The sequence below is a fragment of the Butyrivibrio sp. AE2015 genome, assembly GCF_000420825.1.
Lineage (GTDB): Bacteria > Bacillota > Clostridia > Lachnospirales > Lachnospiraceae > Butyrivibrio.
Window position 1 is genome coordinate 112,549 of the sequence record NZ_ATVR01000004.1, and the last position, 24,557, is coordinate 137,105.

Annotated in this window: 23 protein-coding genes; 15 read left to right on the top strand and 8 right to left on the bottom strand. The window is 40.2% G+C overall.

The genetic code is table 11. The features are described 5' to 3' along the window. Positions 1-113: 113 nt before the first annotated feature. The 4 genes from G585_RS0103640 (at position 114) to G585_RS0103655 (ending at position 6,099) form a co-directional block, all read left to right on the top strand. Positions 114-1,733: a clostripain-related cysteine peptidase gene (locus tag G585_RS0103640; RefSeq protein ID WP_022773043.1), complete on the top strand. Its 1,620-nt coding sequence runs from the start codon at positions 114-116 to the stop codon at positions 1,731-1,733. Between the two features lie 142 nt (positions 1,734-1,875). Beyond that, positions 1,876-2,355 (top strand): MarR family winged helix-turn-helix transcriptional regulator, encoded by a 480-nt coding sequence (locus G585_RS0103645; RefSeq protein WP_022773044.1) that lies wholly within the window; start codon positions 1,876-1,878, stop codon positions 2,353-2,355. A gap of 46 nt (positions 2,356-2,401) precedes the next feature. Beyond that, entirely contained in the window at positions 2,402-4,156 is a 1,755-nt protein-coding gene (locus tag G585_RS0103650) for an ABC transporter ATP-binding protein (protein ID WP_022773046.1), read from the top strand. Between the two features lie 2 nt (positions 4,157-4,158). Further along, entirely contained in the window at positions 4,159-6,099 is a 1,941-nt protein-coding gene (locus G585_RS0103655; RefSeq protein WP_022773047.1) for an ABC transporter ATP-binding protein, read from the top strand. Between the two features lie 69 nt (positions 6,100-6,168). Here G585_RS0103655 and G585_RS0103660 read toward each other — a convergent pair whose 3' ends face one another. The 8 genes from G585_RS0103660 to G585_RS0103695 form a co-directional block, all read right to left on the bottom strand. After that, complete coding sequence (locus tag G585_RS0103660; RefSeq protein ID WP_022773049.1) at positions 6,169-6,531, bottom strand: response regulator; 363 nt, start codon at positions 6,529-6,531, stop codon at positions 6,169-6,171. Between the two features lie 176 nt (positions 6,532-6,707). Further along, positions 6,708-7,118 carry a hypothetical protein gene (locus G585_RS0103665; protein WP_022773050.1) on the bottom strand — a complete coding sequence of 137 codons (411 nt, stop codon included), beginning with the start codon at positions 7,116-7,118 and terminating at the stop codon, positions 6,708-6,710. A 3-nt stretch (positions 7,119-7,121) separates the two neighbouring features. Next, on the bottom strand, positions 7,122-7,643 hold the full coding sequence (locus G585_RS18715) for a hypothetical protein (RefSeq protein WP_022773052.1): 522 nt from the start codon (positions 7,641-7,643) through the stop codon (positions 7,122-7,124). Continuing rightward, entirely contained in the window at positions 7,644-8,138 is a 495-nt protein-coding gene (locus tag G585_RS18720) for a DUF4860 domain-containing protein (protein WP_022773053.1), read from the bottom strand. It abuts the gene before it with no gap. A 13-nt stretch (positions 8,139-8,151) separates the two neighbouring features. After that, positions 8,152-8,493 carry a hypothetical protein gene (locus G585_RS0103680; RefSeq protein WP_022773055.1) on the bottom strand — a complete coding sequence of 114 codons (342 nt, stop codon included), beginning with the start codon at positions 8,491-8,493 and terminating at the stop codon, positions 8,152-8,154. Positions 8,494-8,497: 4 nt separating this feature from the next. Further along, positions 8,498-9,553, bottom strand: coding sequence for a type II secretion system F family protein (locus tag G585_RS0103685; RefSeq protein WP_022773056.1), 1,056 nt, complete (start codon positions 9,551-9,553; stop codon positions 8,498-8,500). 10 nt (positions 9,554-9,563) lie between these two features. Continuing rightward, positions 9,564-10,556 carry a transglutaminase-like domain-containing protein gene (locus G585_RS0103690; protein WP_022773058.1) on the bottom strand — a complete coding sequence of 331 codons (993 nt, stop codon included), beginning with the start codon at positions 10,554-10,556 and terminating at the stop codon, positions 9,564-9,566. Positions 10,557-10,565: 9 nt separating this feature from the next. After that, positions 10,566-11,399: a histidinol-phosphatase HisJ family protein gene (locus G585_RS0103695; RefSeq protein WP_022773059.1), complete on the bottom strand. Its 834-nt coding sequence runs from the start codon at positions 11,397-11,399 to the stop codon at positions 10,566-10,568. 197 nt (positions 11,400-11,596) lie between these two features. Between G585_RS0103695 and gap the strand changes: the two genes are divergently transcribed. The 11 genes from gap (at position 11,597) to G585_RS0103750 (ending at position 24,503) form a co-directional block, all read left to right on the top strand. Then, a complete protein-coding gene (gap, locus tag G585_RS0103700; protein WP_022773061.1) occupies positions 11,597-12,622 on the top strand; it encodes a type I glyceraldehyde-3-phosphate dehydrogenase in 1,026 nt (341 codons plus the stop codon). 70 nt (positions 12,623-12,692) lie between these two features. Continuing rightward, positions 12,693-13,931 (top strand): phosphoglycerate kinase, encoded by a 1,239-nt coding sequence (locus G585_RS0103705; protein WP_022773062.1) that lies wholly within the window; start codon positions 12,693-12,695, stop codon positions 13,929-13,931. Positions 13,932-14,108: 177 nt separating this feature from the next. Further along, complete coding sequence (gene tpiA, locus G585_RS0103710; RefSeq protein WP_022773064.1) at positions 14,109-14,855, top strand: triose-phosphate isomerase; 747 nt, start codon at positions 14,109-14,111, stop codon at positions 14,853-14,855. Positions 14,856-14,917: 62 nt separating this feature from the next. Beyond that, the gene (locus G585_RS0103715) at positions 14,918-15,703 is read left to right on the top strand and encodes a histidine phosphatase family protein (protein WP_022773065.1); all 786 of its coding nucleotides are present in this window, start codon (positions 14,918-14,920) and stop codon (positions 15,701-15,703) included. 129 nt (positions 15,704-15,832) lie between these two features. Then, positions 15,833-16,333, top strand: coding sequence for a shikimate kinase (locus G585_RS0103720; protein WP_022773066.1), 501 nt, complete (start codon positions 15,833-15,835; stop codon positions 16,331-16,333). Between the two features lie 45 nt (positions 16,334-16,378). Next, entirely contained in the window at positions 16,379-17,362 is a 984-nt protein-coding gene (locus tag G585_RS0103725; protein WP_022773068.1) for an acyltransferase family protein, read from the top strand. A gap of 39 nt (positions 17,363-17,401) precedes the next feature. Continuing rightward, on the top strand, positions 17,402-20,476 hold the full coding sequence (locus tag G585_RS17010; RefSeq protein ID WP_022773069.1) for a DEAD/DEAH box helicase: 3,075 nt from the start codon (positions 17,402-17,404) through the stop codon (positions 20,474-20,476). A gap of 130 nt (positions 20,477-20,606) precedes the next feature. Further along, positions 20,607-20,915 carry a hypothetical protein gene (locus G585_RS0103735; protein WP_022773071.1) on the top strand — a complete coding sequence of 103 codons (309 nt, stop codon included), beginning with the start codon at positions 20,607-20,609 and terminating at the stop codon, positions 20,913-20,915. A 56-nt stretch (positions 20,916-20,971) separates the two neighbouring features. After that, entirely contained in the window at positions 20,972-22,000 is a 1,029-nt protein-coding gene (locus G585_RS0103740) for an extracellular solute-binding protein (RefSeq protein ID WP_022773072.1), read from the top strand. Then, a complete protein-coding gene (locus G585_RS0103745) occupies positions 21,993-23,702 on the top strand; it encodes a sensor histidine kinase (RefSeq protein WP_022773074.1) in 1,710 nt (569 codons plus the stop codon). Before G585_RS0103740 ends, G585_RS0103745 begins: the two co-directional genes overlap by 8 nt. Positions 23,703-23,750: 48 nt before the next feature. After that, on the top strand, positions 23,751-24,503 hold the full coding sequence (locus tag G585_RS0103750) for a response regulator transcription factor (RefSeq protein WP_022773075.1): 753 nt from the start codon (positions 23,751-23,753) through the stop codon (positions 24,501-24,503). Positions 24,504-24,557 lie beyond the last annotated feature (54 nt).

The window sequence follows — 24,557 nt, forward strand, 5'->3', positions numbered from 1 at the left end:
TATTAGATTATTTATATAATTAGATAACATAAATATATGGTAAAATGAAACTGCCAGGATACAGAGCGTATTCTGGCAGTTTTTCAGTTATGTTGAAGTGTGGGGAGGACTTGATGTTTAAAAAGATAGGAAAAACTATACTGATACTTCTGGCAATACTGGGAATCTTGTTTATTGTTATCATGCTAATACCTACAGGAGATGAAAAAACTGATACGGTACAGACAGGTAATGATTTGACAGAACAGCCACAGGAAAGCAGTTACACGAATCCTTATGCTGATATCGATGTGGTATCTGTGGATACTGACGCAAAATCAGCCACAATAATGATCTACATGAATGGATCAGACCTTGAGTCAGAGGCAGGGGAGGCTTGTGAAGACTTAGAGGAGATGCTTGCCTCCGGCATAGGGAAAAATGTAAATGTCATTATTCAGACCATGGGGACAAAAAAGTGGCATGGTTTTGGGATATCTTCACAAACGGCACAGACATACAAAGTAGATAACGGAAAACTTGTTTTGGTGAGAGATAATCTGGGACAGCTTGACTGCACAGCAAAAGATACGTTATCGGAATTTGTGGGCTTTTGTAAAACAAAGTATCCTGCTGACAGATATCTTTTTGTATTTTGGAATCATGGCGGCGGCCCGGTTTATGGATTTGGCTATGATGAGTGGCAGGATGAGGAAGAAAGTCTCACCATTGATGAGATGGCGATGGCTTTTTCCGAAAATAGTGACATTCAATTTGACATGATCGGAATGGACTGCTGTATTATGGCCAGCATGGAAACCTGTTATGCCCTTTCGCCTTATTGCAAATATGCTCTTCTTTCAGAGGATTTTGAATCAGGACTTGGTTGGAACTACAGCAGGTGGATGAAGTCTTTTGAAGAAAATCCCGGAATGGCAACACCTCTTTTGGGAAAATACATTATTGATGACATTATAACAGACAACGAAAATGAAGATGGCGGTGATTCAGCCTGTCTTGCTCTTTTTAACGTATCGGTTGCCACAGATCTGTTCAATGCCTGGAAAAATTATGCATATAAAAATGAATATAAGCTTCTTGACAAGAATTACAGCAGGAGCCATAAGGCTAAAGGAAGAGCAATAGAAGATTGGGACCTTTGGGAATCTGATGGTAGCGATGTAACTCTTTCAGATTATTACATAAGCGACATACTGGCCCTTATGGAAAGTGTGGATAACAACAGTGATGAGGCCAAAAAACTTATGTCTGTGCTTAAGGCTTCTGTGGCATATTATGGGCACACTTCAGACAAAAATGAGCTTACAGGCCTTTCAGTTTCGCTACCTTATGGAGACTCTGACTTTTATGACAAGTTGAAAGATGTCTTTAAAGGCATATCTTTAGACAATGAGTATATCGAATGGCTGGGATCATTTGTTTCAAGCGACGGATATGATGACTACTACGATTATGGTGGTTTTGAGGATGATTGGAGCGGCTGGGGATCCTACGAAAGCGATTATGGTTTTAACTACAGCAGCGGTGGCTCGGGGCAGTATTTCTTTGATGGCGATGATTATGAAAATGACTGGGTATATGATCACGAAGAAAAAATCTGGTACATGTATGAAGGAGATGTCCTTTATCTATATGATGACGAGACCAATACTCTGTTCTATTACGATGACTATGAGGACAAATACTACTATTATGATGAAGATCAGGATGACTGGTTTGAAGTAGAGGAATAAGTAAATATGAAAGTTTTATGAAGTTGGTTTTGACTTATTGACAACATGTAGCTAGCTACGTATTATATAACATGTAGCTAACTACATGTTTTCTTTTTGTGGAAAATCATTCCATCGAAAAGCACTGAAAAGAGAGGAATAAATGAGCTGCACAGACGAACAAAATGAATTTTTTAGGGATCGTGAACATGAACCTATAGGTTTTAAGTTCAAACTTATCCATGAGGGCTTTGTTGCAATGTTCAATAGAGAACTTAAGGAAGATGATATAACTTTTTCTCAGGTTATGGTGATCTCGTATCTTGATGAACACAAAGATAAAAAGGTAACTCAAAAGGATATCTCTGAAGCCCTTCATATTAAGCATCCGACTACGATAGGTCTTTTGAAGAGGCTGGAAGAAAAAGGCATGATCACAAATGTGACAGATCCTGACAATCGCAGGTGCCGAAATGTCACTCTTTCAGAAAAGGGCCTTAAGTTTGTTGATAAACGAAGGGAACGAAGGAAGAACACGGACTATTATCTGGTAAATGGAATGACAGAAGATGAGATTGCATCATTGAGAAAGCTTTTGGATAAAGTTATCGATAATATGGGCTCGATTAATACCAGATGTTAATTATGGGGTTTTTACCCTGATTATTTTATAAAGTAGGGAGAATTTTATGGTTAAGACATTACTAAAAGAAATAAAGGAATTTAAATTTCCTTCCATAATGACTCCGATCTGTATGATTGGAGAAGTTATCTGCGAAATGGTAATTCCGATCCTGATGGCCAGAATTGTCGACTTAGGTATATATGGCGGCGATATGGCGCTTATCTTTAGAACAGGTGGCATGATGGTCGTGATCGCAATATTGGGACTTCTTGCCGGCCTTGGTGGAGCCTATTTTGGAGCTAAGGCATCAGCAGGTTTTGCCAGAAACTTAAGAAAGGCTATGTTCGATAATATTCAGACATTTTCATTCTCGAATATAGATAAGTTCTCAACTTCAGGTCTTGTAACAAGACTTACGACAGATGTAACAAATATCCAGAATGCCTATATGATGACACTCAGAATGGCTATGAGAGCACCTTCATCTCTTATTATTGCCATGATCGCAGCATTTACCATAAATGCTGAGCTTGCTTCTATTTATCTGGTTGCAGTGGCTGTTCTTTCAGTCATCATGGTATATATCATGAACAGAGCAACTAAATATTTCAAAGAAGTATTTGAAAAGTATGATGCTCTTAATGAGAGTGTTCAGGAAAATGTATCTGCTATCAGAGTAGTAAAGGCCTATGTAAGAGAAGATTACGAGAACAATAAGTTCAAAAAAGCTGCTCTGAATATTTACAACATGTTCGTAAAAGCTGAGTCCAATGTTGTTTTCATGAGCCCTATCATGACAGGAACAGTATATGTATGCATTCTTCTTATCAGCTGGCTTGGTGCACATATGATAGTCGGTGGAAGCCTCACAACAGGTAATCTGATGAGTCTTTTGACCTATTGTATGACAATCCTTATGAACCTTATGATGCTTGCTATGATCTTTGTTATGCTTACAATGGCTTCAGCAAGCGGCAAGCGAATCGCAGAAGTTATTGAAGAGAAGACAGATATCACAAATAATGACAAGGCTATTAGAGAGGTACCTGACGGAAGCATTTCTTTTAATCATGTAAACTTTGCTTACAATCAGACTTCAGAGGAGCCTGTGCTTAAAGACATCAATCTTGAGATAAAGTCCGGCGAGACAATAGGTATCATAGGAGGAACAGGTTCTGCCAAATCTTCTTTGGTAAACCTGATAAGCAGACTCTATGATGTTACAGGCGGATCTGTGAAGGTTGGCGGCATTGATGTAAGAGATTATGATCTTGAGACTTTAAGAGATCAGGTTTCTGTAGTTCTTCAAAAGAATGTGCTGTTCTCTGGAACAATCCTTGACAACCTCAGATGGGGTAATAAGGATGCAACTTTGGAAGAATGCCAGAGAGCCTGCAAAATGGCCTGCGCTGATGAATTTATAGAAAAAATGCCGCAAGGCTATAACACAGAGATCGAGCAGGGAGGAACCAATGTTTCCGGCGGACAGAGACAGAGACTTTGTATTGCAAGAGCTCTTTTAAAGAAACCAAGGATCCTTATCCTTGACGATTCAACAAGTGCTGTTGATACAGCTACAGATGCCAGGATAAGAAAAGCTTTTGCAGAGGAAATACCAGGAACAACAAAGCTTATCATTGCTCAGCGTATAAGCTCAGTTCAGGGATGTGACAGAATAATTGTTATGGACGATGGTAAGGTGAACGGATTTGGAACACACGATGAACTTCTTAAGTCCAATGATATTTATAGAGAAGTATATGAGTCACAGACAGGAATGAGCGGCGACGCAGATTTTGATGAAAATAGAGAGGTATAAAGATGGCAGATACAAAACAGGTTAAAACAGGTCCCGGCGGTGGAAACAGACGTGGAATGCCAAGACCTAAGGTGCAAAACCCCGGTGCTTTATTTAAGAGAATTATGGGATATGTTTTTAAATACTATCCTTTACATATGATAACAGTGCTTGTTTGCATACTGTTAACAGTATTTTCAAGCGTTCAGGGAACTCTTTTTACAAAGACACTTATTGATTCCTATATCCAGCCTATGCTTGATAGCGGAAATAGTGACTACGGTCCACTTCTTGCTGCGATGGGAAGAGTTGCAATATTCTATGGAATAGGTGTGATCGCAGCTTTCGTTCAGGCGAAGGTTATGATCTACATTAACCAGGGAACATTAAAAAAACTCCGTGAAGAGCTCTTTGTCCATATGGAGAGTCTTCCTATAAAGTACTTTGATACAAATGCCCATGGCGACATCATGTCAATCTACACCAATGATATTGACACATTAAGACAGATGATAAGCCAGAGTATTCCACAGATGCTCAGCAGTGCGATCACAATCGTGAGTGTTCTGATCTCTATGGTCGTGCTCAGTATTCCATTGACTCTGATTACTCTTTTGATGGTTGGAATTATGCTGTTTTGCTCAGCTAAGGCCACAAAAGCTTCAGGTAAAAACTTCGTAGCTCAGCAGAAGAACATTGGCTCATTAAATGGTTATATCGAAGAAATGATGACTGGTCAGAAGGTAATCAAAGTATTCAATCATGAGCAGGAAGCAATCGAAAAATTCGATGAGCTAAATCACCAGCTTTATGAGAGTTCATTTAAGGCTAACGGCTTTTCAGGTGCTCTTGGACCTATTAATGCCCAGCTTGGTAATACCAGCTATGTTATCTGCGCTATGATAGGTGGAGCGATAGCTCTTTCTGACTCAGTTGCGGTAGGCTTCACTGTTGGTGGTCTTGCAAGTTTCCTTACTTTCAATAAGAGCTTTTCAATGCCTATCAACCAGGTGAGCATGCAGTTCAACTCAATAATCATGGCTCTTGCAGGTGCAGAGCGTATCTTCAGACTCCTTGATGAAAAGCCTGAGACAGATGAAGGATACGTAACCTTGGTTGATGCAGAAATCAAGGAAGGACAGGTTGTTGAAGCAGATCATCACACAGGTCACTGGGCTTGGAAGCATTATCACAAGGCTGACAACACTACAACCTATCAGCCAATGGAAGGCGATGTTACATTTAATGGCGTTGACTTTGGTTATACAGATGAAAAGATGGTTCTTCATGATATCGTCCTTCACGCAAAGCCTGGTCAGAAGATCGCATTTGTTGGTTCAACAGGTGCAGGAAAGACAACGATCACAAACCTTATCAACAGATTTTATGATATCCAGGATGGTAAGATCAGATACGACAACATCAATATCAACAAGATAAAAAAAGCTGATCTTCGCCGTTCACTTGGAATAGTACTTCAGGATACACATCTTTTCACAGGAACTGTAAGAGACAATATCCGCTATGGAAAGCTTGATGCCACAGACGAAGAAGTAATTGCAGCAGCTAAGCTTGCAAATGCTCACAGCTTTATAAAAAGACTTCCTGAAGGATACGACACAATGCTCACAGGTGATGGAGCAAACCTTTCACAAGGCCAGCGTCAGCTCCTTGCTATTGCCAGAGCTGCCATAGCAGATCCGCCTGTACTTATTCTTGATGAAGCTACTTCATCAATCGACACACGAACAGAGAAGATTGTTCAGGATGGTATGGATAAACTCATGAAGGGCAGAACTACCTTTGTTATTGCCCACAGACTTTCAACTGTTAAAAACAGTGACTGTATCGTAGTCCTTGAACAGGGCCGTATCGTAGAGCAGGGAACTCACGATGAACTCATTGCCAAGAAGCAGCGTTACTACCAGCTTTATACAGGAAATAAGGCAGAAGAGACTGCATAAAAGAAAAATGTGAAAAAAATCCAGTAATGACAAAGTCATTACTGGATTTTTTAATTCGCAAAAGTATTATTATCCGATGGCTTTTTTAACGGCCTCAAGAACACGGTCAGCCTGGAAAGGCTTAACGATGAAGTCCTTGGCACCAGCCTGAATAGATTCTATAACCATTGCTTGCTGACCCATAGCAGAGCACATAATACAAACCGCATTAGGATCTGCAGCCTTAATTCCCTTTAGGGCTCCAATACCATCAAGCTCGGGCATTGTGATATCGAGAGTTACAAGGTCGGGTTTCAACTCATTATATTTTTCGATTGCGATCTTTCCGTTCTCTGCTTCGCCAGCAATCTCATATCCATTCTTGGAAAGGATATCCTTAAGCATCATACGCATGAAAGCGGCGTCATCAGTAATGAGTATTCTTTTTCCCATATTGAACCTCCAATAAGTAATTTAGTATGAGACAATTAAAACAATTTCTTTTTAAAATTTAATGTAGTTCAGTACATAATCTATTGTATCACAACATTTTAAAAATAAGCGTTAAATCGTTATGCAAATAATTAAAATTTGATAAAGTCTCTGAGAAAATTGTTTTAACAAATAAATTAGTTTTGCTTAACGGGAAGTGAGTAATCATACTCGAAATCCTCGTGGTTAACGATTTGCCACTGCTTTATGCTGTAGAAATTGTTTGAAATGCTCAAATTGTTTGCAGTATTCACGGTTAACGTAATATCAAGAGATTGGTTATCGGTAATTGGTATACTTTCTTTTATTATACCATCAACCATTCCCAAATCATACCCTGAATTTACTGCCGCAAGAAAAGCATTTCCTTGGTGACAAGCATTATAGTATATTCGTTCGCGTTCTGCAAGTTTATTGCTTAAAGTGTAGTCTGCTCTTGAGTTTACAAGGGAAAGGCAGGCGAACGATATGAGACTTAGAACTGTAAAAATAAGTAGAATGGAGGCACTTCCTACATGGGCGCCCGGTGGTCTTTGACTTCCTGCCATTATTTATCCTCCTATGTATGTGTCAACAGATATGCTGTGGATAACATTTGGATCGTCATCAGAGGCTTCAAGGAGTGGTTCAGAAAGCTTCCTGACATCTATGATCTTGATTGTGCCACAGATGGCGTTTCCTTTGAGCTTTACATTATATTTTGTAACATCCGAGTATGCTTCACCTGCAGGTATCTCTTTGGTACTCAGTATTGCCTCAAAAGAAGCTTTTGCTGAATTGCCATCCATATATTCCCAGTTATCATCAAAAAAGATTATGAGATTTTTGTCTGAAAGAAATGCAGAAGGGTAGGATCTTCCGATTTCATGTATATCGCCTTTTGCGCTGACAAAGCTTTCTGCAAGGGACTGGGACCATGTGACAGCATGATTTAAATTTACTGTTCTGTCAGCCATCTCATGGGATGCCACAAAAAGTTTTACGCATACTGCTGCAGAAAGTGAAAAGAAAAAAACTGCAACTATAAGCTCCATAAGGAAAAGGCTTGTTCTTGAATTATTTCTCTGGTTCATTTAGTTTTCCTCTGTGCTTCTTTTGGCTATATAGACGTCTTCGTTCTCGCCATCAGCTAATACGATATTTACAGATAAAAGAGCTTCCGACGCATAGGAAACATCAAAAGAGTGGATTTCTAGGATCTTCTGACCTGATTGCGGATAGAAGCTTGTCAGGTCTGCTCTTGCATAAAGCTCCATAAGATATCCGTTGTAGTCATAAATATAAGTGTTATATAAAGTTCCATTGACTTCCTCTTGCAAAACAAGAGTGTTCTGACCGAAGAGGTTTGTGACAAAGATTGCGCCATTGTTATCAGATTGTCTGACTTTTTCAGTGATATAAGCACAGGCGGTCCTGTGATCATAGTTGCTTCCCATGGTTTCCACGTTCTTTTTGTAGATACCGGCGCCCAAAGAAATAACGGAAAGAGCAGACAGTATAAACAAAAGCATGAGACACAGTATGAATGTCACATCTACAATATGATGTTTGTTCTTCACATATTCCATATGTTTTTCCTGCTTAATTGTTTATTTTGATGACTGTTACATCGGGATAAAGATTCGAGGCAATGGGCTGATAATCCACAAAAAAAGTGGTTTTGTCGTAGGTAAGTCCATAATGATTTTCAAGATATGACAGATCCGGTGGATACATTCCCTCGATCGCATAGCACTGCACAATATCCCTGGCTAAAGCGCTCTCCAGTGACTCCTGCTGTTTTTCAATAGTGTTTTTTCCTGATGCGTCAACAGCAAAGTAAAATAACAGGATGATAGCAGCAAAAATGACTGCAGAAAGAATCCTGTATACGCTATCTGATATGTTTAAAAATCTGCTTTTCTTTTCAAACCTGTTTGTCATTTGCTTATCCTATAGATGTCATGATGCCCATAAGAGGCATGATCACTGATAAAAGAATCATTCCTACTATTATGGAGAGTATTATTACCAAAGTCGGTTCTATGATAGAGATTATTGATGAGATCTTTCTCTGGGTCTCACGCTCAAATCTGTCAGCAATCTGCTTCATTGCCTTATCCATTGATCCGGATTTGAATCCAACATCTACCATCTGTGCATAAAATGATGTGAATATTTTTGAAGCTAAAAGAGCTTCAGGGAAAGAGCTTCCGTCGATGAGCATTTCTTTGCACTTATCGATTTTCTCTTTCATCTCATTTGATTCCACAAGCTTTTTTACCAGGGCGAGACCTTCAAAGGTGTCCATGCCACTTGAAAGAGTCAGGACCATTCCACTGGCAAAACGCTCGCTTTCAAGCTCCTGCATAAGCTTTTTGGTCGGCGCAAATCTGCCGATGAATTTTCTGAATGCCTGGCGGCCTGAGACTGTATAAGTGATATAGAAAAATAAAATTGCCAAAAGAACCAAAAAAGCTACGAGTATAAAGGAGTATCTGTTGAGAATACTTCCCAGATTTAAAAGTGACTGGGAAAAACCGCTCATTGCTGTTCCAAGCTGAGCAAAGACCTGCTCAAAAATAGGAAGGACCTTTAAGACAAGCACCAGCACAACAACAAGCATCATAAACACCATGACAAGAGGGTAGCTTATGGCACTTTTTATGCTGGATTGTATGCTGTCTTCTCTTTCGTAGTAGTCAGCAAGAGAGTCCATGACTACATCTATGTTTCCGGATTCTTCACCAATTGTTACCATGTGAGAGACATAGTCCGGAAAAACTCCGCTCATAGTCAGGGCAACATGGAATTTTTCGCCGCTCCTTAAAACCTGACTGATGGAGCCAAGAATCTCTTTTATGGAAGGATCATCAGTGTCCTGAGTTAATATCTCAATGCTGTCAGACGGAGCAATACCGGCCCTTAAAAGAAGAGCGAGCTGCCTGCAAAAACTTGATATTTCGTAGCTGTTTAGCTGTTTGATTTTTCTTTTTGTTTTCATAATCCATTCCCTAATAGATGTATTTTACGGAGTAATTTGATCCGTCTCCAATAAAGCTCTTTAGCTCTTTTTCATTGACGTTGGATGCAAAAGTTGGATCCATGAGTGACCACTTTGTTCCGTCAAACTCAATGATTCCGTTCACCCAGCCAACATCTGTTATGTAGGTGCTTATCCATGCGTGATAAGCAGTTCCTGCGTAGCCGACTTCCATTCTGGTAGGAATCCTTTGACTTCGCAGCATGCTGCTCATAAGAACTGCGTAATCAAGACATATTCCCTTTTTTGTTGAAAGAACTTCATCAATATCAGGAATATAACCGCTTTGAACCGTTTCGGCTTCATTGTAGTCATAGGTGATGTTGTCAATCATAAAGTTGTAAACTGAAGAGACAACTTCAAGATCGTTGTTGCAGGAGTAACTGAGCTCCTGCCCCTTGGAAATAGCCGCATCATCTTTTGTGAAATTGACGTATTGATTGGGATATAAAAAAGGTGAAAATTCATTGGAAATATTCACTTCGAGCATTTGGGAAAAGACCATGGAATATTGGGTCTTTTCTATATTCTCATAAACATTTACAAGGTATTCACCATTGCCTGACTGAAGAGGGAACACTTCATCAGTGGGAGTTTGTGAATTTAGATTATAAGTATATGTAGTCTCATCAGGCCCTGTGATCTGCAGCTTAACTTTGGGCGATTCTCCGGTATAGCGGACAATTACGTATCCTTCAGAAGAGTTGGAAGCATCGAGATGAGCAAATTCATTCTCATAAGTAACTGTTCCGCTGGCTTCAGGAACAAGGCAAACAGGCGTATTATCCCTGGCGCCCTTTACGGGAGCAGAAGCTGCGCTCACATCCTCTGATCCGGAACTGGTGTCAGAGGGAATAGTGCGAGATTCAGAAACAGTTTCACTGCTTCCACACCCTGAAAGAATAAACAGGATCATGCCTGAAACTATAAATATTTTTTTATCAAAAAAACGATTAATCTTCATTATTATATTTTACAATAGTTTGTGTGCTGTGGGGATTCTTTTTTTGAAGGTGTAGTATTCAGTGAATCCACAGTCTTTGACAATATCTGTCATAACATCAAAATGAGTTGCAACTCTGTCGGGGGTGTGGGCATCAGAACCGAAAGTAATAATCTTTCCGCCCATTTCTTTATATCTTTTTATTATTTCAGGGCATGGATTGGGCAAAAGATTCAGATCTGTATATGCAAGGACTTTTGAGTTCAGATCAAGTCCCTTATCTTTTCTTATAAGATGCTCAAGGATCGCATCGATCTGTTCACTGTATCTTTTGTAGGAATAGGTATCATCGCCCTCGGGAACATAGCGGGATATATAATCAAGGTGTCCAAGAACGTCAAAGTCAGTAAAGCTCCTGATGTTTTCCAGGGTTGCATCGAAATATTTTTTAAAAATATTATCCACGGTATCAGCTTCCCAAAAATCGCTGTAGAAAGGATCTCTTTTCTCTAAAAGATGCTGTGAAGCTATAACGAAATCAAAATCATGCTCTTTGACAAATTCAAGATTTTCTTTTACGCAGTCATCCTGCATTCCTACTTCAACGCCAAATTTGATAGTTATCTGGTTCTTATATTTATCACTGTAGTATGAATATTCTTTATAATAAGCATCAACATCGAGCATAAAGGGATCTGGTGGGAGATCCGGTAAAAGAGGGTAATTCAGGTCCAGATGCTCTGTGAAACAGATCTCGCTAAGTCCCTGCTTTATGGAAGATAAGATCATTTCTTCCATAGGCGCCTGACTGTCGCCTGAATTGTGGGTGTGCATGTGATAGTCCGGTGGAAGTAATTTATTCATAATATCCCTGCTCCAAAGTTATCAATATTGAGAAGTACATGTTTAGTATTTTTTAAGCATATTCTAGCATAAAATTTTACAATCTTACTTGATTTATGCATAAAAGTTTATTAGAATAAGAGTTGCTGATAAAAATTTATCAAATATGATATTGTAACAGCAACTAAATATATAATTCATTTTAGGAGGAACTTAAAATGGCAGTTAAAGTAGCAATCAATGGTTTTGGCCGTATCGGTCGTCTTGCATTCAGACAGATGTTTGAGCACGAAGGAACAGAGATCGTAGCAATCAACGATCTTACAGCTCCTAAGATGCTTGCACACCTTCTTAAGTATGATTCATCACAGGGCAAGTACAAATACGCTGATAAGGTATCTTACGGTGAGGATTCCATTACTGTAAACGGTAAGGAAATCAAAATCTACAAGGAAGCTGATGCTAATAACCTTCCTTGGGGAGAAATCGGAGTAGACGTTGTTCTTGAGTGTACAGGTTTCTACACATCAAAGGACAAGGCTCAGGCTCACATCAACGCTGGTGCAAAGAAGGTTGTTATTTCTGCTCCTGCAGGAAATGATCTTCCTACAATCGTATATAACGTTAACCACGAGACACTTACAGCAGATGACAACATCATTTCAGCTGCATCTTGCACAACAAACTGCTTAGCACCTATGGCTAAGGCTCTTAACGATTTCGCACCTATCCAGTCTGGTATCATGGCTACAATCCATGCTTACACAGGTGATCAGATGATCCTTGATGGACCACAGAGAAAGGGTGACCTTAGAAGAGCACGTGCAGGCGCTGTTAACATCGTTCCTAACTCAACAGGTGCTGCAAAGGCTATCGGTCTTGTTATCCCTGAACTTAACGGCAAGCTCATCGGAGCTGCTCAGAGAGTTCCTGTTCCAACAGGTTCAACAACACTTCTTTTCGCAGTTGTTAAGTCTGACAAGGAACTTACAAAGGAAGCAATCAACGAAGCTATGAAGAAAGCTTCAGATCCTGAGACATTCGGATACAACGAGGATGAGATCGTATCTTCAGATATCGTTGGAATGACATATGGTTCACTCTTCGATGCTACACAGACAATGGTTACAGCAATCGGCGATGGCCTCTATGAAGTTCAGGTTGTTTCATGGTATGACAACGAGAACTCATACACATCACAGATGGTTCGTACAATCAAATATTTTGAAAAGTTTGTTAAATAATTGAGGATTAACTAAAAGGTCCGGTCCAAATGGACCGGGCCTTTTTTAAAACGAAAAGGAGACAAAAAAGATGAGTCTTAACAAAAAGTCAGTTGATGACATCAACGTAAAGGGCAGACGCGTACTTGTTCGTTGCGATTTCAACGTACCTCTTAAGAACGGCGAGATCACAGACGAGACAAGAATCGTTGCAGCTCTTCCTACAATCAAAAAGCTTATAAAGGATGGCGGCAAGGTTATTCTTTGCTCACACCTTGGAAAAGTAAAAAATGGCCCTAACGAGGGTGAGTCACTTGCTCCTGTAGCTAAGAGACTTTCAGAGAAGCTTGGCAAGGACGTTAAGTTTGTTGATGATTACAACGTAACAGGCGCTGCAGCAACAGGTGCTGTAGAGGCTATGAAAGAGGGAGATGTTGTTCTTCTTCAGAATACTCGTTTCAGAGGCAAGGAAGAGACAAAGCCTGAAGAGGCTGGTGAGGCTTTTGCAAAAGAGCTTGCTGATCTTGCTGATGATTATGTTTGTGATGCATTCGGTTCAGCTCACAGAGCACACGCTTCTGTAGCAGTTGTAACAAAGTACATCAAAGAAAAAGGCGGAAATAACGCTGTTGGATATCTTATGCAGAAGGAAATTGACTTCCTTGGAAATGCAGTAGAGAATCCTGTAAGACCTTTCGTAGCTATCCTTGGTGGTGCTAAGGTTGCTGATAAGCTCAACGTTATCAACACTCTTCTTGAGAAGTGCGATACACTTATCATCGGTGGTGGTATGGCTTACACATTCCTTAAGGCTAAGGGATATGAGATTGGTAACTCTCTTCTTGACGACAGCAAGATCGACTATTGTAAAGAGATGATGGAAAAGGCTGAGAAGTCAGGCAAGAAGCTTCTTCTTCCTATCGACACAGTTTGCATCGATGAGTTCCCTAACCCTATCGACAACCCATCAATCAATACAACAATCGTTGATTCAGATAAGATTCCTTCAAACAAGGAAGGTGCTGATATCGGACCTAAGACTATCGAGCTTTACTCAGAAGCTGTTAAGTCTGCTAAGACAGTAGTTTGGAACGGACCTATGGGTGTATTCGAAAACCCTGTTCTTGCAAATGGTACTAAGGAAGTTGCTAAGGCTCTTTCTGAGACAGAAGCTACAACAATCATCGGTGGTGGTGATAGTGCAGCAGCTGTTAACCAGCTTGGTTTTGCAGACAAGATGAGCCACATCTCAACAGGTGGTGGAGCTTCTCTTGAATTCCTTGAAGGCAAGAAGCTTCCTGGCGTATACGCTGCTGACGACAGAGCGTAATAAATGAGTCAAAGATACGGCATTTCTGCTTGCAGAAAATGCCGTATAATTGACGAATAAACCGGGTGAGCAATATCCCATGTGAAGCATGGAATAGATATTGCGAAGCCGGGTAGGATTTCGAGAGCGAAGCGAAGAAATCCGCATTCGCTCTGGTAATGTAAAGGAGAATACACAATGGCACGTAGAAGAATTATCGCAGGCAACTGGAAGATGAACAAGACTCCTAGCGAGGCTGTTGCACTTGTTGCTGAGCTTAAAGATTTAGTAAAGAATGATGCTGTAGACGTAGTTTACTGCGTTCCAGCTATCGATATCGTACCTGTAGCAGAGGCTGTTAAGGGTACAAACGTACATGTAGGTGCAGAGAACTTCTACATCGTAGACAATGGTGCATTTACAGGTGAGATTTCAGCTCCTATGCTTAAGGATGCAGGTGTTGAGTATGTTATTATCGGACACTCAGAGAGAAGAGATATCTTCGGTGAGAACGATATCCTTATTAACCAGAAGGTTAAGAAGGCATTTGCATCAGGTCTTACACCTATCCTTTGCTGTGGTGAGTCACTTGCACTTCGTAAGGCTGACACATACAAGGAATGGATCGAGAGACAGATCACATGGGATCTTGATGGCGTAACAGCTGATCAGGTTAAGAAACTCGTTATCGCTTACGAGCCTATTTGGGCTATCGGAACAGGCGAGACAGCTACAGCAGATCAGGCTGAAGAAGTTTGCGGACTTATCCGTAAGCTCATCGCTAAGCTTTATGATCAGGCTACAGCTGATGAAGTTCGTATCCAGTATGGCGGATCAATGAACGCTGGCAACGCTGCTGAGCTTCTTTCTAAGGAGAACATCGATGGTGGTCTCATTGGTGGAGCTTCACTTAAGCCAGACTTCGGTAAGATTGTCAACGCATAATAAGTGATATAAAGAGCGGGCATCACAGATGCCCGTTTTTTTATATCATAGGAGATGGAATAATGAGACTGATATTTATAAGGCACGGAGACCCAAATTACGAGATTGACGGATTAACAGATAAGGGCAAAGTGGAAGCTCAGCTCTTGGCAAAACAGATTAAAAACTTAGACATAGATGAAGTTTTTGTCTCACCTCTTGGCAGGGCGAGGGCTACAGCAGATTATTCGTTAAAAGAGCTCAATATGCCAGCTACAACCTGCGACTGGCTAAGAGAGTTTCCTGCTGAATTTGATGCGAATATTGCTGATGATGAGACAAAAAGGGCATATAAAACAGAACTTAGAAAAGACGAAAACAACGGGATATATCATAAACGAATTCTGTGGGATATGCTTCCTTCATATTATGGTGATCATCCTGAACTTTTTGATGTTATTGGATGGCGTGATTCAGACCTTGTAAAGGCATCTGATATGCTCCCTAAATACGATAATGTCATACAAAATTTTGACGCGCTGCTTTCAGACCATGGGTATAAAAGAGATGGCCTTATATATAAAACTGGTGACAACAACGACAAGACACTGGCCTTTTTCTGCCACTTCGGTATAACCGGTGTATTGTTATCACATCTATGGAATGTATCACCATTTATTCCGCTTCAGTTCCTTGCAACAGCTCCTACGTCAGTTACTGAAGTTGTAACTGAGGAGCGCGAAAAGGGCATTGTAACCTTCAGAACACTTCGGGTTGGCGATACAACGCATTTATCAATGGGCGGCGAAAAAGCTTCATTCTCCGCAAGATTCTGCGAAAAGTATGAGAATATGGATGAACGACACTGATAATAAGTTTTTCACATGCAATCGAGTTGGTTTAATTGCCTTAAGTGTGATATAGTTAGCTGGTATGCGTGGTAGTAGGGAGATAAATTTTTTGACCTGCTGTCAATATGCTGGAAAAATGGAGTGATTATGAAAAAAAACAATATAATACTGATAGGTATGCCTGCTTCCGGAAAGAGCACGGTAGGTGTAATTCTTGCGAAGATTCTTGGATATAACTTTATAGATGCGGATATAGTGATCCAGGAGAAAGATGGAAGAAAGCTTTCTGAGATTATCGAAGCAGAGGGAATAGACGGATTTGTGGATCTGGAAAACAGGATCAATTCTGAGATCGAAACTGAAAAGACTGTCATTTCCACCGGTGGTAGTGTGGTGTATGGAAAAGAAGCCATGGAGCACTACAAAAATATAGGAAAAGTTGTGTATCTTAAAGTCTCTATGGATGTCCTTACCAAGCGATTAAATGATGTTAAACAGCGCGGAGTTGTTATGAGAGAGGGACAGTCTTTAGTCTCACTTTACAACGAAAGAACTCCTCTATACGAGAAATATGCTGATTACACCATTGATGAAGGAACTCATACAATGGAAGAAGTAATCGCTGATATTCTCTCAGCAATCAGCTAAAGAGTTTTATTTTATCTGGCTTTTTTGGCAGATAAGGAGTTTTTAATGGAACGCGATCATAAATTTGATAATATTAAGGCTCTGTTGATATTTCTGGTGGTTCTGGGACATTCACTGGAATATTTATATGGAGTTAAGGGCACATATGGAGCAATTAGAGCAGTTATCTATTCCTTCCATATGCCGGCATTTGTTTTTATTTCAGGGTATTTTGCCAGCAGATCAAAAAGCTCTGTATCAGAAGTTGTTGTCAAATACCTTGTAACATATCTGATATTTAACACGCTTTTTGCAATATCACCATGGCATGAGGACTCTCCGTTTAACTTCCTGTTTCCACAGCTTATTTACTGGTATCTCTTGTGCCTGTGTTTTTGGAGAATATCTGTAGGAGCGATTGCCGGTATAAGGTTTGCAGTACCTCTTTCGATTCTTTTTACACTTTACATCGGGACATGTCCGAAGGCTGACAGATTCATGTCTATATCAAGGGCTGTGTGCTTTTTTACATTTTTCCTGATAGGATACAAGTTTTCTTTTAAATGGATAGAGAAGATAAAAAAGCTATATATGGCCTGTGCACTGGTCGGAAGTATGGTACTGACTGTAGTGTTATACTACAGACATATCATCCCGGTTAAGATGTATGAGTATATCCAGTCTTATTCATCAACTAAGGTTAGCAATGTGGCTGGAATCGAGATGAGAATTGTCATGATGGTTCTGGCATTTATCATTACTCTTAGCCTCATAGGTCTTATGCCTTCAAAAGAGTTCTTTTTTACAATATTGGGTAGAAACAGCCTTTGTATCTATCTTGTCCACATTTTTGTTATCAAGGCTGTAGCTCAGAGCAAGGTATTATCTTTTTCAAACATCTGGAGCAACGTGGCTGCCGCAACTATGCTGTCCCTAGCCATATGCTTCTGTTTATCACTGCAGGTACTAAATACAGCCTATAACAGGATTGTCAGTAAAATATCCGGTGTGCTCATTATTCAAAAAGACTTACATATTAGCCCTACTTGAGGAAAGTAGGGCTTTGCTGTGCTATAATAAAGTATTGATATGAATACTAATGATAAAGATGACAATTTAAGAAGCACCTTTGTCACCGCCTCAGGGAGACGGTTTATTTCTGATGCTCCAAAAGAGTACCATTACACTTCATTTGAGACCAAGAAACTTCTAAAGGCATATTCGCCTGAAAGCGTTTCGCCTGCTATGTACAAAAAGACTGCACTGGTTGAACTTGAACCTCATGTTTCCTATAACAGGGACAAGATGCAGCTTAGTTTTAACATTTTAAGTGCAGGTGGAGTAAGCTATGTATTAAAAGATATTTCAGATTTCGTTACTGCTGTGGCTGAAAGAGAGACAGTAAGCTATGGCAAGCATCTTACCTTTACCCATGATATGGCAGCATTTTCAGATAAAACTCAGAGGATAATTGAGTTTTTAAATGATTATTTCAGAGAAAAAAATGCATCCTTGTATCCATATGGTAAAGGGCACAGCAAGCAGATCGAACTGTCCGGAGTCCAGATAGATGAGTTCATGAATTCTGTCGACGAACTCTATTTTGTTAATGCGGATTTCAGAGCCCATTTCACAGAAGAAAGACTCCTTCAAAAAGCCATAGTATTCCCTGAAATTGACTTAAATATTGAGAAGACTACAACCGGAGTGAATTTTGAGACCAGCTCTTTTACCATGTTTGAAGGGCACTCCAATATTTATTTTGAGAGGCGCAAAAAGATCCATGTGATTCCCAGAAAGGATGTGGCGCAGATCCTGCCGTTTTTAAACTTCCTTTCTGCCAGAAGAACAGACAATGAGCTGTTTATCGCGGAAAAAGATCTGACGCTTTTCACTACAGGTCTTTTACCGGTTCTCCAGGAATATATGAACGTGAGTTTTGACGGATTTGATCCATCAAGATATTCCCCTGATGTGCCTAAGTTCAGGATATATGTGGATATGCCGGATTCTCTTACGATTTCCTGTGATGTTCAGGCGGTATATAATGCCGATACCATAAATGAAGAGATCTATCATATATTTGCGATGGATTATTCTGAGAGTGCTTCAGATAAGGAATCAGAAAAAGAAATAAAGATAAAAAGAGACCTGTATCAGGAGAATCAGACAGCCAGAAGTATAAGCCCGTTCTTTGATGAACTTGATAGCAAAAAAGGCCTTCTTTTGCTAAAGGCTGATGATCACAGCGAAGATAAAATATACGGTTTTCTGACTGAGAGCCTTCCGCAACTTGAAAGGCTCTGCGAGGTATATCTTTCTGATGCCATTCACAAGATAAATATAAAAGCTGCGCCAAAGGTGAATTTCGGCGTTTCTTTTGTTTCAGATCTTTTGGAAGTATCTATAAATCCAGAGGATATTTCGGTAAAAGAACTGGATGAGATACTTCATAAGTATGACAGAAAAAGAAAGTTCTTTAAGCTTAAAAACGGAGATGTAATTGACCTTGCCAGCAAGGAAATGGGAATTATCTATTCTCTTTCCGACGGTCTAATGCTATCCAAAAAGGATCTTGAGGAGGGGCATGTTGCTGTCCCCAGGTTCAGGGCGTTGTTTTTGGAGGAACTCTCTGATCAGAGCAGGGATTTTGACTATAGCTATATCAGTAAGAGCAGGGACTTTAAGGACCTCGTTAATTCGTTTGCCGGTGATTATGAAAAAGAGTTTACGGTACCTGAAAGTCTTAAGGGAGTGCTTAGAGATTATCAAAAGACAGGATTTTTCTGGCTTAAGGCTTTAAAAAGGAATGCCTTTGGAGGAATACTTGCCGATGATATGGGCCTTGGAAAGACTCTGCAGATATTGTCACTTCTTTTGTCCATAAAAGAAGACAATGAAAAGAGCGGCGGTAAACATCGTTGCAGCATCATAGTGTGCCCGGCATCTCTTGTCTATAACTGGCAGCATGAGATACATAAATTTACGCCTCAACTAAAGTGTGAGCTTGCCGTAGGAATAAAGCCTGACAGGGAGCGGGTTACATCTGAGATTGACGAGGAAAAGACTGATATTATAATAACTTCCTATGACCTTTTAAGACGCGATGCAGAGCTTTATAAATATCTGTCTTTTGAGTGCATGATAATTGACGAGGCTCAGTTCATCAAAAATCCAACAACCCAGGTAGCAAAGACTGTAAAAGGCATAAAGGCGTCATTTAAGGCGGCGCTTACCGGAACACCGATTGAGAACAGATTGAGCGAGCTTTGGAGCATATTTGATTACTGCATGCCGGGATACCTCTTTAATTACAAGAGCTTTAAAGAACGCATTGAGATACCGGTTACAGTTGATGGTGACAGTGAAGAGATGGAGCATCTAAAGAGGATGATCTCTCCGTTTGTTTTAAGGCGTCTTAAAAAGGATGTGCTAAAAGACCTTCCGGATAAGCTTGAGGAGACACTTGTTGCGCAGATGACAAAGCCTCAGGAAGAGCTCTACAGAGCCCATGTTCAGAGGGTGAAGCTTTTAGTTAATTCTAAAGATGAAAAAGAAGTTACAAGAGACAGGATTGCAATCTTGGCTGAGCTTACAAGGCTTAGGCAGCTTTGCTGCGATCCGGGGCTTATCTATGACAACTACGATGGCGGTGCAGCTAAAGTGGATCTTGTGATCGAGATGATAAAGAGTGCGGCAGAAAGTGGGCATAAGGTACTTTTATTCTCACAGTTCACTTCCATGCTTGACAGACTGGTGCAGAGACTTTCAAAAGAGGATATAAAGCATTATCTTTTGACGGGATCGACTAAAAAAGAAGACAGAATAAAGATGGTTGATGCCTTCCAGGAAGATGATACTCCTGTGTTCTGCATATCGCTGAAGGCGGGTGGAACAGGACTTAATCTCACAGCAGCCGATATAGTTATCCACTATGACCACTGGTGGAATGTGGCAGTTCAGAATCAGGCTACGGACAGAGCCCACAGAATAGGACAAAAGAATGTGGTCACTGTGTATAAGCTTGTTATGAAAGATACAATTGAAGAGCGGATCATAAATCTCCAGAACAGGAAGAAGGAACTTGCTGATCAGCTCCTTGATTCTGATGCTTTGAGTACACCGAAACTCTCAAAGGAAGAACTGCTTGAACTACTTGGCTAGAGTGCAATACATTAATCTAAATTTTACTTTTTTTTATTAATGGCATACGTGGTATTGAGTTATAATATAATTACTTTTTTAGAGAAAAAATGGTTTTATATTAAGTAATCAAAAGCAGGAGGGGATATCGATGTCAGGAAGAGAAGACCTTATAAATCAGCTTGCAGCAAGCATGGGTGCTGGAGATTTTGCTCAGACCAAATATAAAGAATCAAAATATGATGCCCAGACAGGAACGCTGTATTGCGATGGAATAATGATCACAAAGCCTGTCATTGAGAAGGCTGAGCAGCATTTTAAAACTCTTAAGTCTAAATGTAGCTACAATGACCCTGCTTCCCGTGAGATGGCTATGATCTATCAGGTCGCCATTGAAGGAATCAACATGATCAGAAACAGTGGTCAGCAGACTATGAAGGAAGACAGAAGTGGCGATTAAATAATTTATCTAAGTGGGGGATTGTTGTTTGATTTTTGGGGAGACAAAGTAGATACATGACCAGATTTAGATTACTCGTGGGAGCTGCTTTATTCATAGCGGTAATAGGGGTGTGCCTTTTGTTTTTTAATACAAGGCAGGCGGATGAACCGGTGGCACAGGAGCGACTTGTCGTGGTTTCACCCCATCCTACGGAATTCATTATCCCTCTTGTTCAGGAGTTTGAGAATGAGACCGGGATTTCTGTTGAAATAATCAGTAGCGGCACTTCAGCTGCAATTTCAGATATTATTTTCGGAGATGATATAGACCTTCTTTGGGGAGGGTCTATTCTTTCTGTGGGCCCATATAAAGATCTTTTTTATGCCTATAATACCCTGAATAAATCGGTGTTTTCTGAAGAGTGTAAGAACGTAAGCGATGAGTTTACGTGTTTTTCTGATGTTCCAAGCATCATAATGGTAAATAATGACATTATTGGAGACATTGAAGTTAATGGCTACGAAGATCTTTTAGACGAGAGACTTAAAGGGAAAATAGCCTTTGCAAATCCCTATAAATCCTCATCTTCATTTGAACAGCTGGTAAATATGCTCTATGCCATGGGAAATGGAGATCCTGATGAAGGCTGGGACTATGTTAAAAAACTGATCGGGCAACTTGATGGAAACATGCTCGATAGCTCATCTGAGGTGTATAAAGGTGTTGCGGATGGAAGGTTCCTGGTGGGGCTTACTTTTGAAGAAGCTGCAGTGACCATGCTAAAAAGTGGAAAGCATATAGGAATCATATACATGAAAGAGGGCGTAGTTTCAACGCCTGACGGAATATACATAAATAAAAATTCAAAAAGAATTGAGCAGGCAAAGAGGCTTGTTGATTTTCTCACATCAAAAGATGCCCAGATGTTCATGGCCAAAAATCTGGGAAGACGCTCTGTCCGCAAGGATGTAGAGCCATCAAACATGGTCATATCCTATGATGAGATGAAAAAGATAACTGTGGACAAAGAGAAGGTTATCGCAAATAAAGACAAATGGACAGATAAGTTTTTAGGGCTTTATGAGGAGGCTGCAAATGAGTAAAAATGTAGGCTCCTTTCAGGAAAACATAAGAAAGACTTTCATAAGATTTTCCATTGCTCCTGTAGCGGCTATAGTAATGGCTGTTTTTGTCCTGTTTGCAGTAGTATGGATAAATTTCATGGAGGATTCCAATAAATCCGATAACGCTGCATCATGTAACGAGATAAAAAGAATCATGAATATCTACTATGAAATGATGGATGATGTAAGTGACATTCTTGTGGAAGAAAGTGGGGATGATGCTTTACAGGATACGGAGAAGAATAGCATTGATGCGACCAATGTGACACTTCCGGTTGGTGAGATATTTTCTGCGCTCTATAACAGAACCGCTCCTTTCGGGGATATCGGAAATCTTATTATCCTCTCGGGTGACAGAAAAGTTCTTTTCTCAAGTAAAAAGAATACGCCTAAGTTCTTGATCGCTGAAGAATACGCTAATTGGGGTGTTTGGAAAAGTATAAAGACGAATGAAGGGAAAACTGCAACCGTTTTATACGGTAAAAATCTCTGCATAGGAAAAGGTGTTTATGAAGGAAATACCTTGAAATATGCTATTTGCTATATTGTCCCGAATGAAGTTATTTCAGGTGCCATAGTTGTTCAGGACAGATTTGTTATTTTAACTGACAATAGTGGATGGGTTTACGCCAGCAACACCAAGATGATGCAGGATGCGTACGGCCAGATAGACAGCTCTTTTTACAATAAAACAGGATATGTGAGGCAGGCCGGGAAACTGTACTACGCCTTTTCAAATAAGACTGACAAAGGCCTTGTGCTCTACACGATCAATGATATTTCAAGGAGCATTGAGCTTATCTGGGTAATGGTTGCCATAGTAATAATTATTTTTATTGCCATTGCTCTTATTACCATACGCAGTACATCCAAAAGCTCAAAGGAGTACACAAAGGACATAAAGAAGATTGAAGATGCCTTTGAAGAAGTGCAGAACGGTAATTTTGATGTGAGCCTTGATATAGACAGCAGCACAGAGTTCATGGTAATTGGAAATGACTTTAACAAGATGCTTCAGGGTCTTAAGGATCAGATAGAGCAAAATAAAGAACTGGCAGAAAACGCTGCTTTTTCCCAGGTAAAGCAGCTTGAAAGTCAGTTTAATCCGCATTTTCTTTTTAACACTTTGGATAATATCAGATTCATGGCAAAGATTGATGCAGCAGCTGCCGACAAGATGATCGTTTCTTTGTCAGGTCTTTTACGCTATAGTATCAGGGAAGTCCGTGAAGAGGTTACGGTAAAAGAGGACCTGGATAATCTCCAGTATTATCTGAATATCCTGCAAATAAGGTTTAACAAGCGTTTTGCATATGAACTGGATGTGGCAGAGGATATAATGGAATGCCTCATTCCAAAGCTCCTCATACAGCCACTTTTGGAGAATGCGATTAAATACGGCTTTGGCACAAAGGAAAAGCTGTGCGTCAGCATCAGGGGTTATCAGATGCAGGAAATGCTGGTGTTTATATGTGAGGACGATGGCGCGGGAATAGAAGAAAAGCAGCTAAAAGAAATCCGGGATAACCTAAAGGAAGACAGCAATACAACCATGCATTATGGTCTTTACAATATCCACCGAAGGATACGACTGATGTATAAAGGTGATTACGGCCTTGATATCTCTAGTGTTAAGGATAAGGGGACAATAGTAAGGCTCACCATTCCAAAGCACATCTGATGATAGTGGAAGGCTTTTGGCGGAGTAAAAAACACAGAATGAGGGATTATGTACAGAGTATTAATTGTTGAGGATGAAGATATCATAAGAAAAGGCATAGCCTATACCATGGACTGGTTAGGCATGGGCTGTACCATAGTCGGGGAAGCTGCAAACGGCAGGGAAGGGCTTGATAAGATAAAAGAGCTTACTCCTGACATAGTGCTTGTAGACATTATGATGCCTGTAATGGACGGCATAGAGATGATAAGAAGGGCAGGGGAGGATGATGGTATAAGTGACCTTAAAACAATCATTCTTACCAGCTACGCAGATTTTGATTATGCTAAAAAGGCCATAAATCTTGGGGTTTCAGCCTACCTTATGAAACCTGTAGATGAAGAGGAACTAAAGGTCAGCATAGCCAAAGTAATCTCTGAAATAGAAAAAGAGCATCGCCTTGAGCAGATAGAGCAAAAGAGCTCAGATGTATTCATAAAAACTGACAAAGAAAATGATTATATCCAGCAGATCCTTGATGAAACCAAACTCCATTATTCGGAAAAGATCAGTATAGAAATTTTTTCGGACAAATTTGGAGTATCTTCAAGCTATCTGTCTCGCAAATTCAAGGAATCCACAGGAACCAGCTATCTCGATTTTCTGAATAAATACCGGGTCCAGCAGGCAGTAAAGCTTCTTGAAACCGGTAAATACAAAGTTTATGAAGTATCCGATCTTACGGGTTTTTCCGACTACAAACACTTCAATACAGTATTTAAGCGCTACACAGGTTCTTCGCCTTCTGAATTTGTGAAGTGATACATGGGGACGGGGTTGCAGGGCCATTTTACAAAATGGCCCTGCAACCCCGTC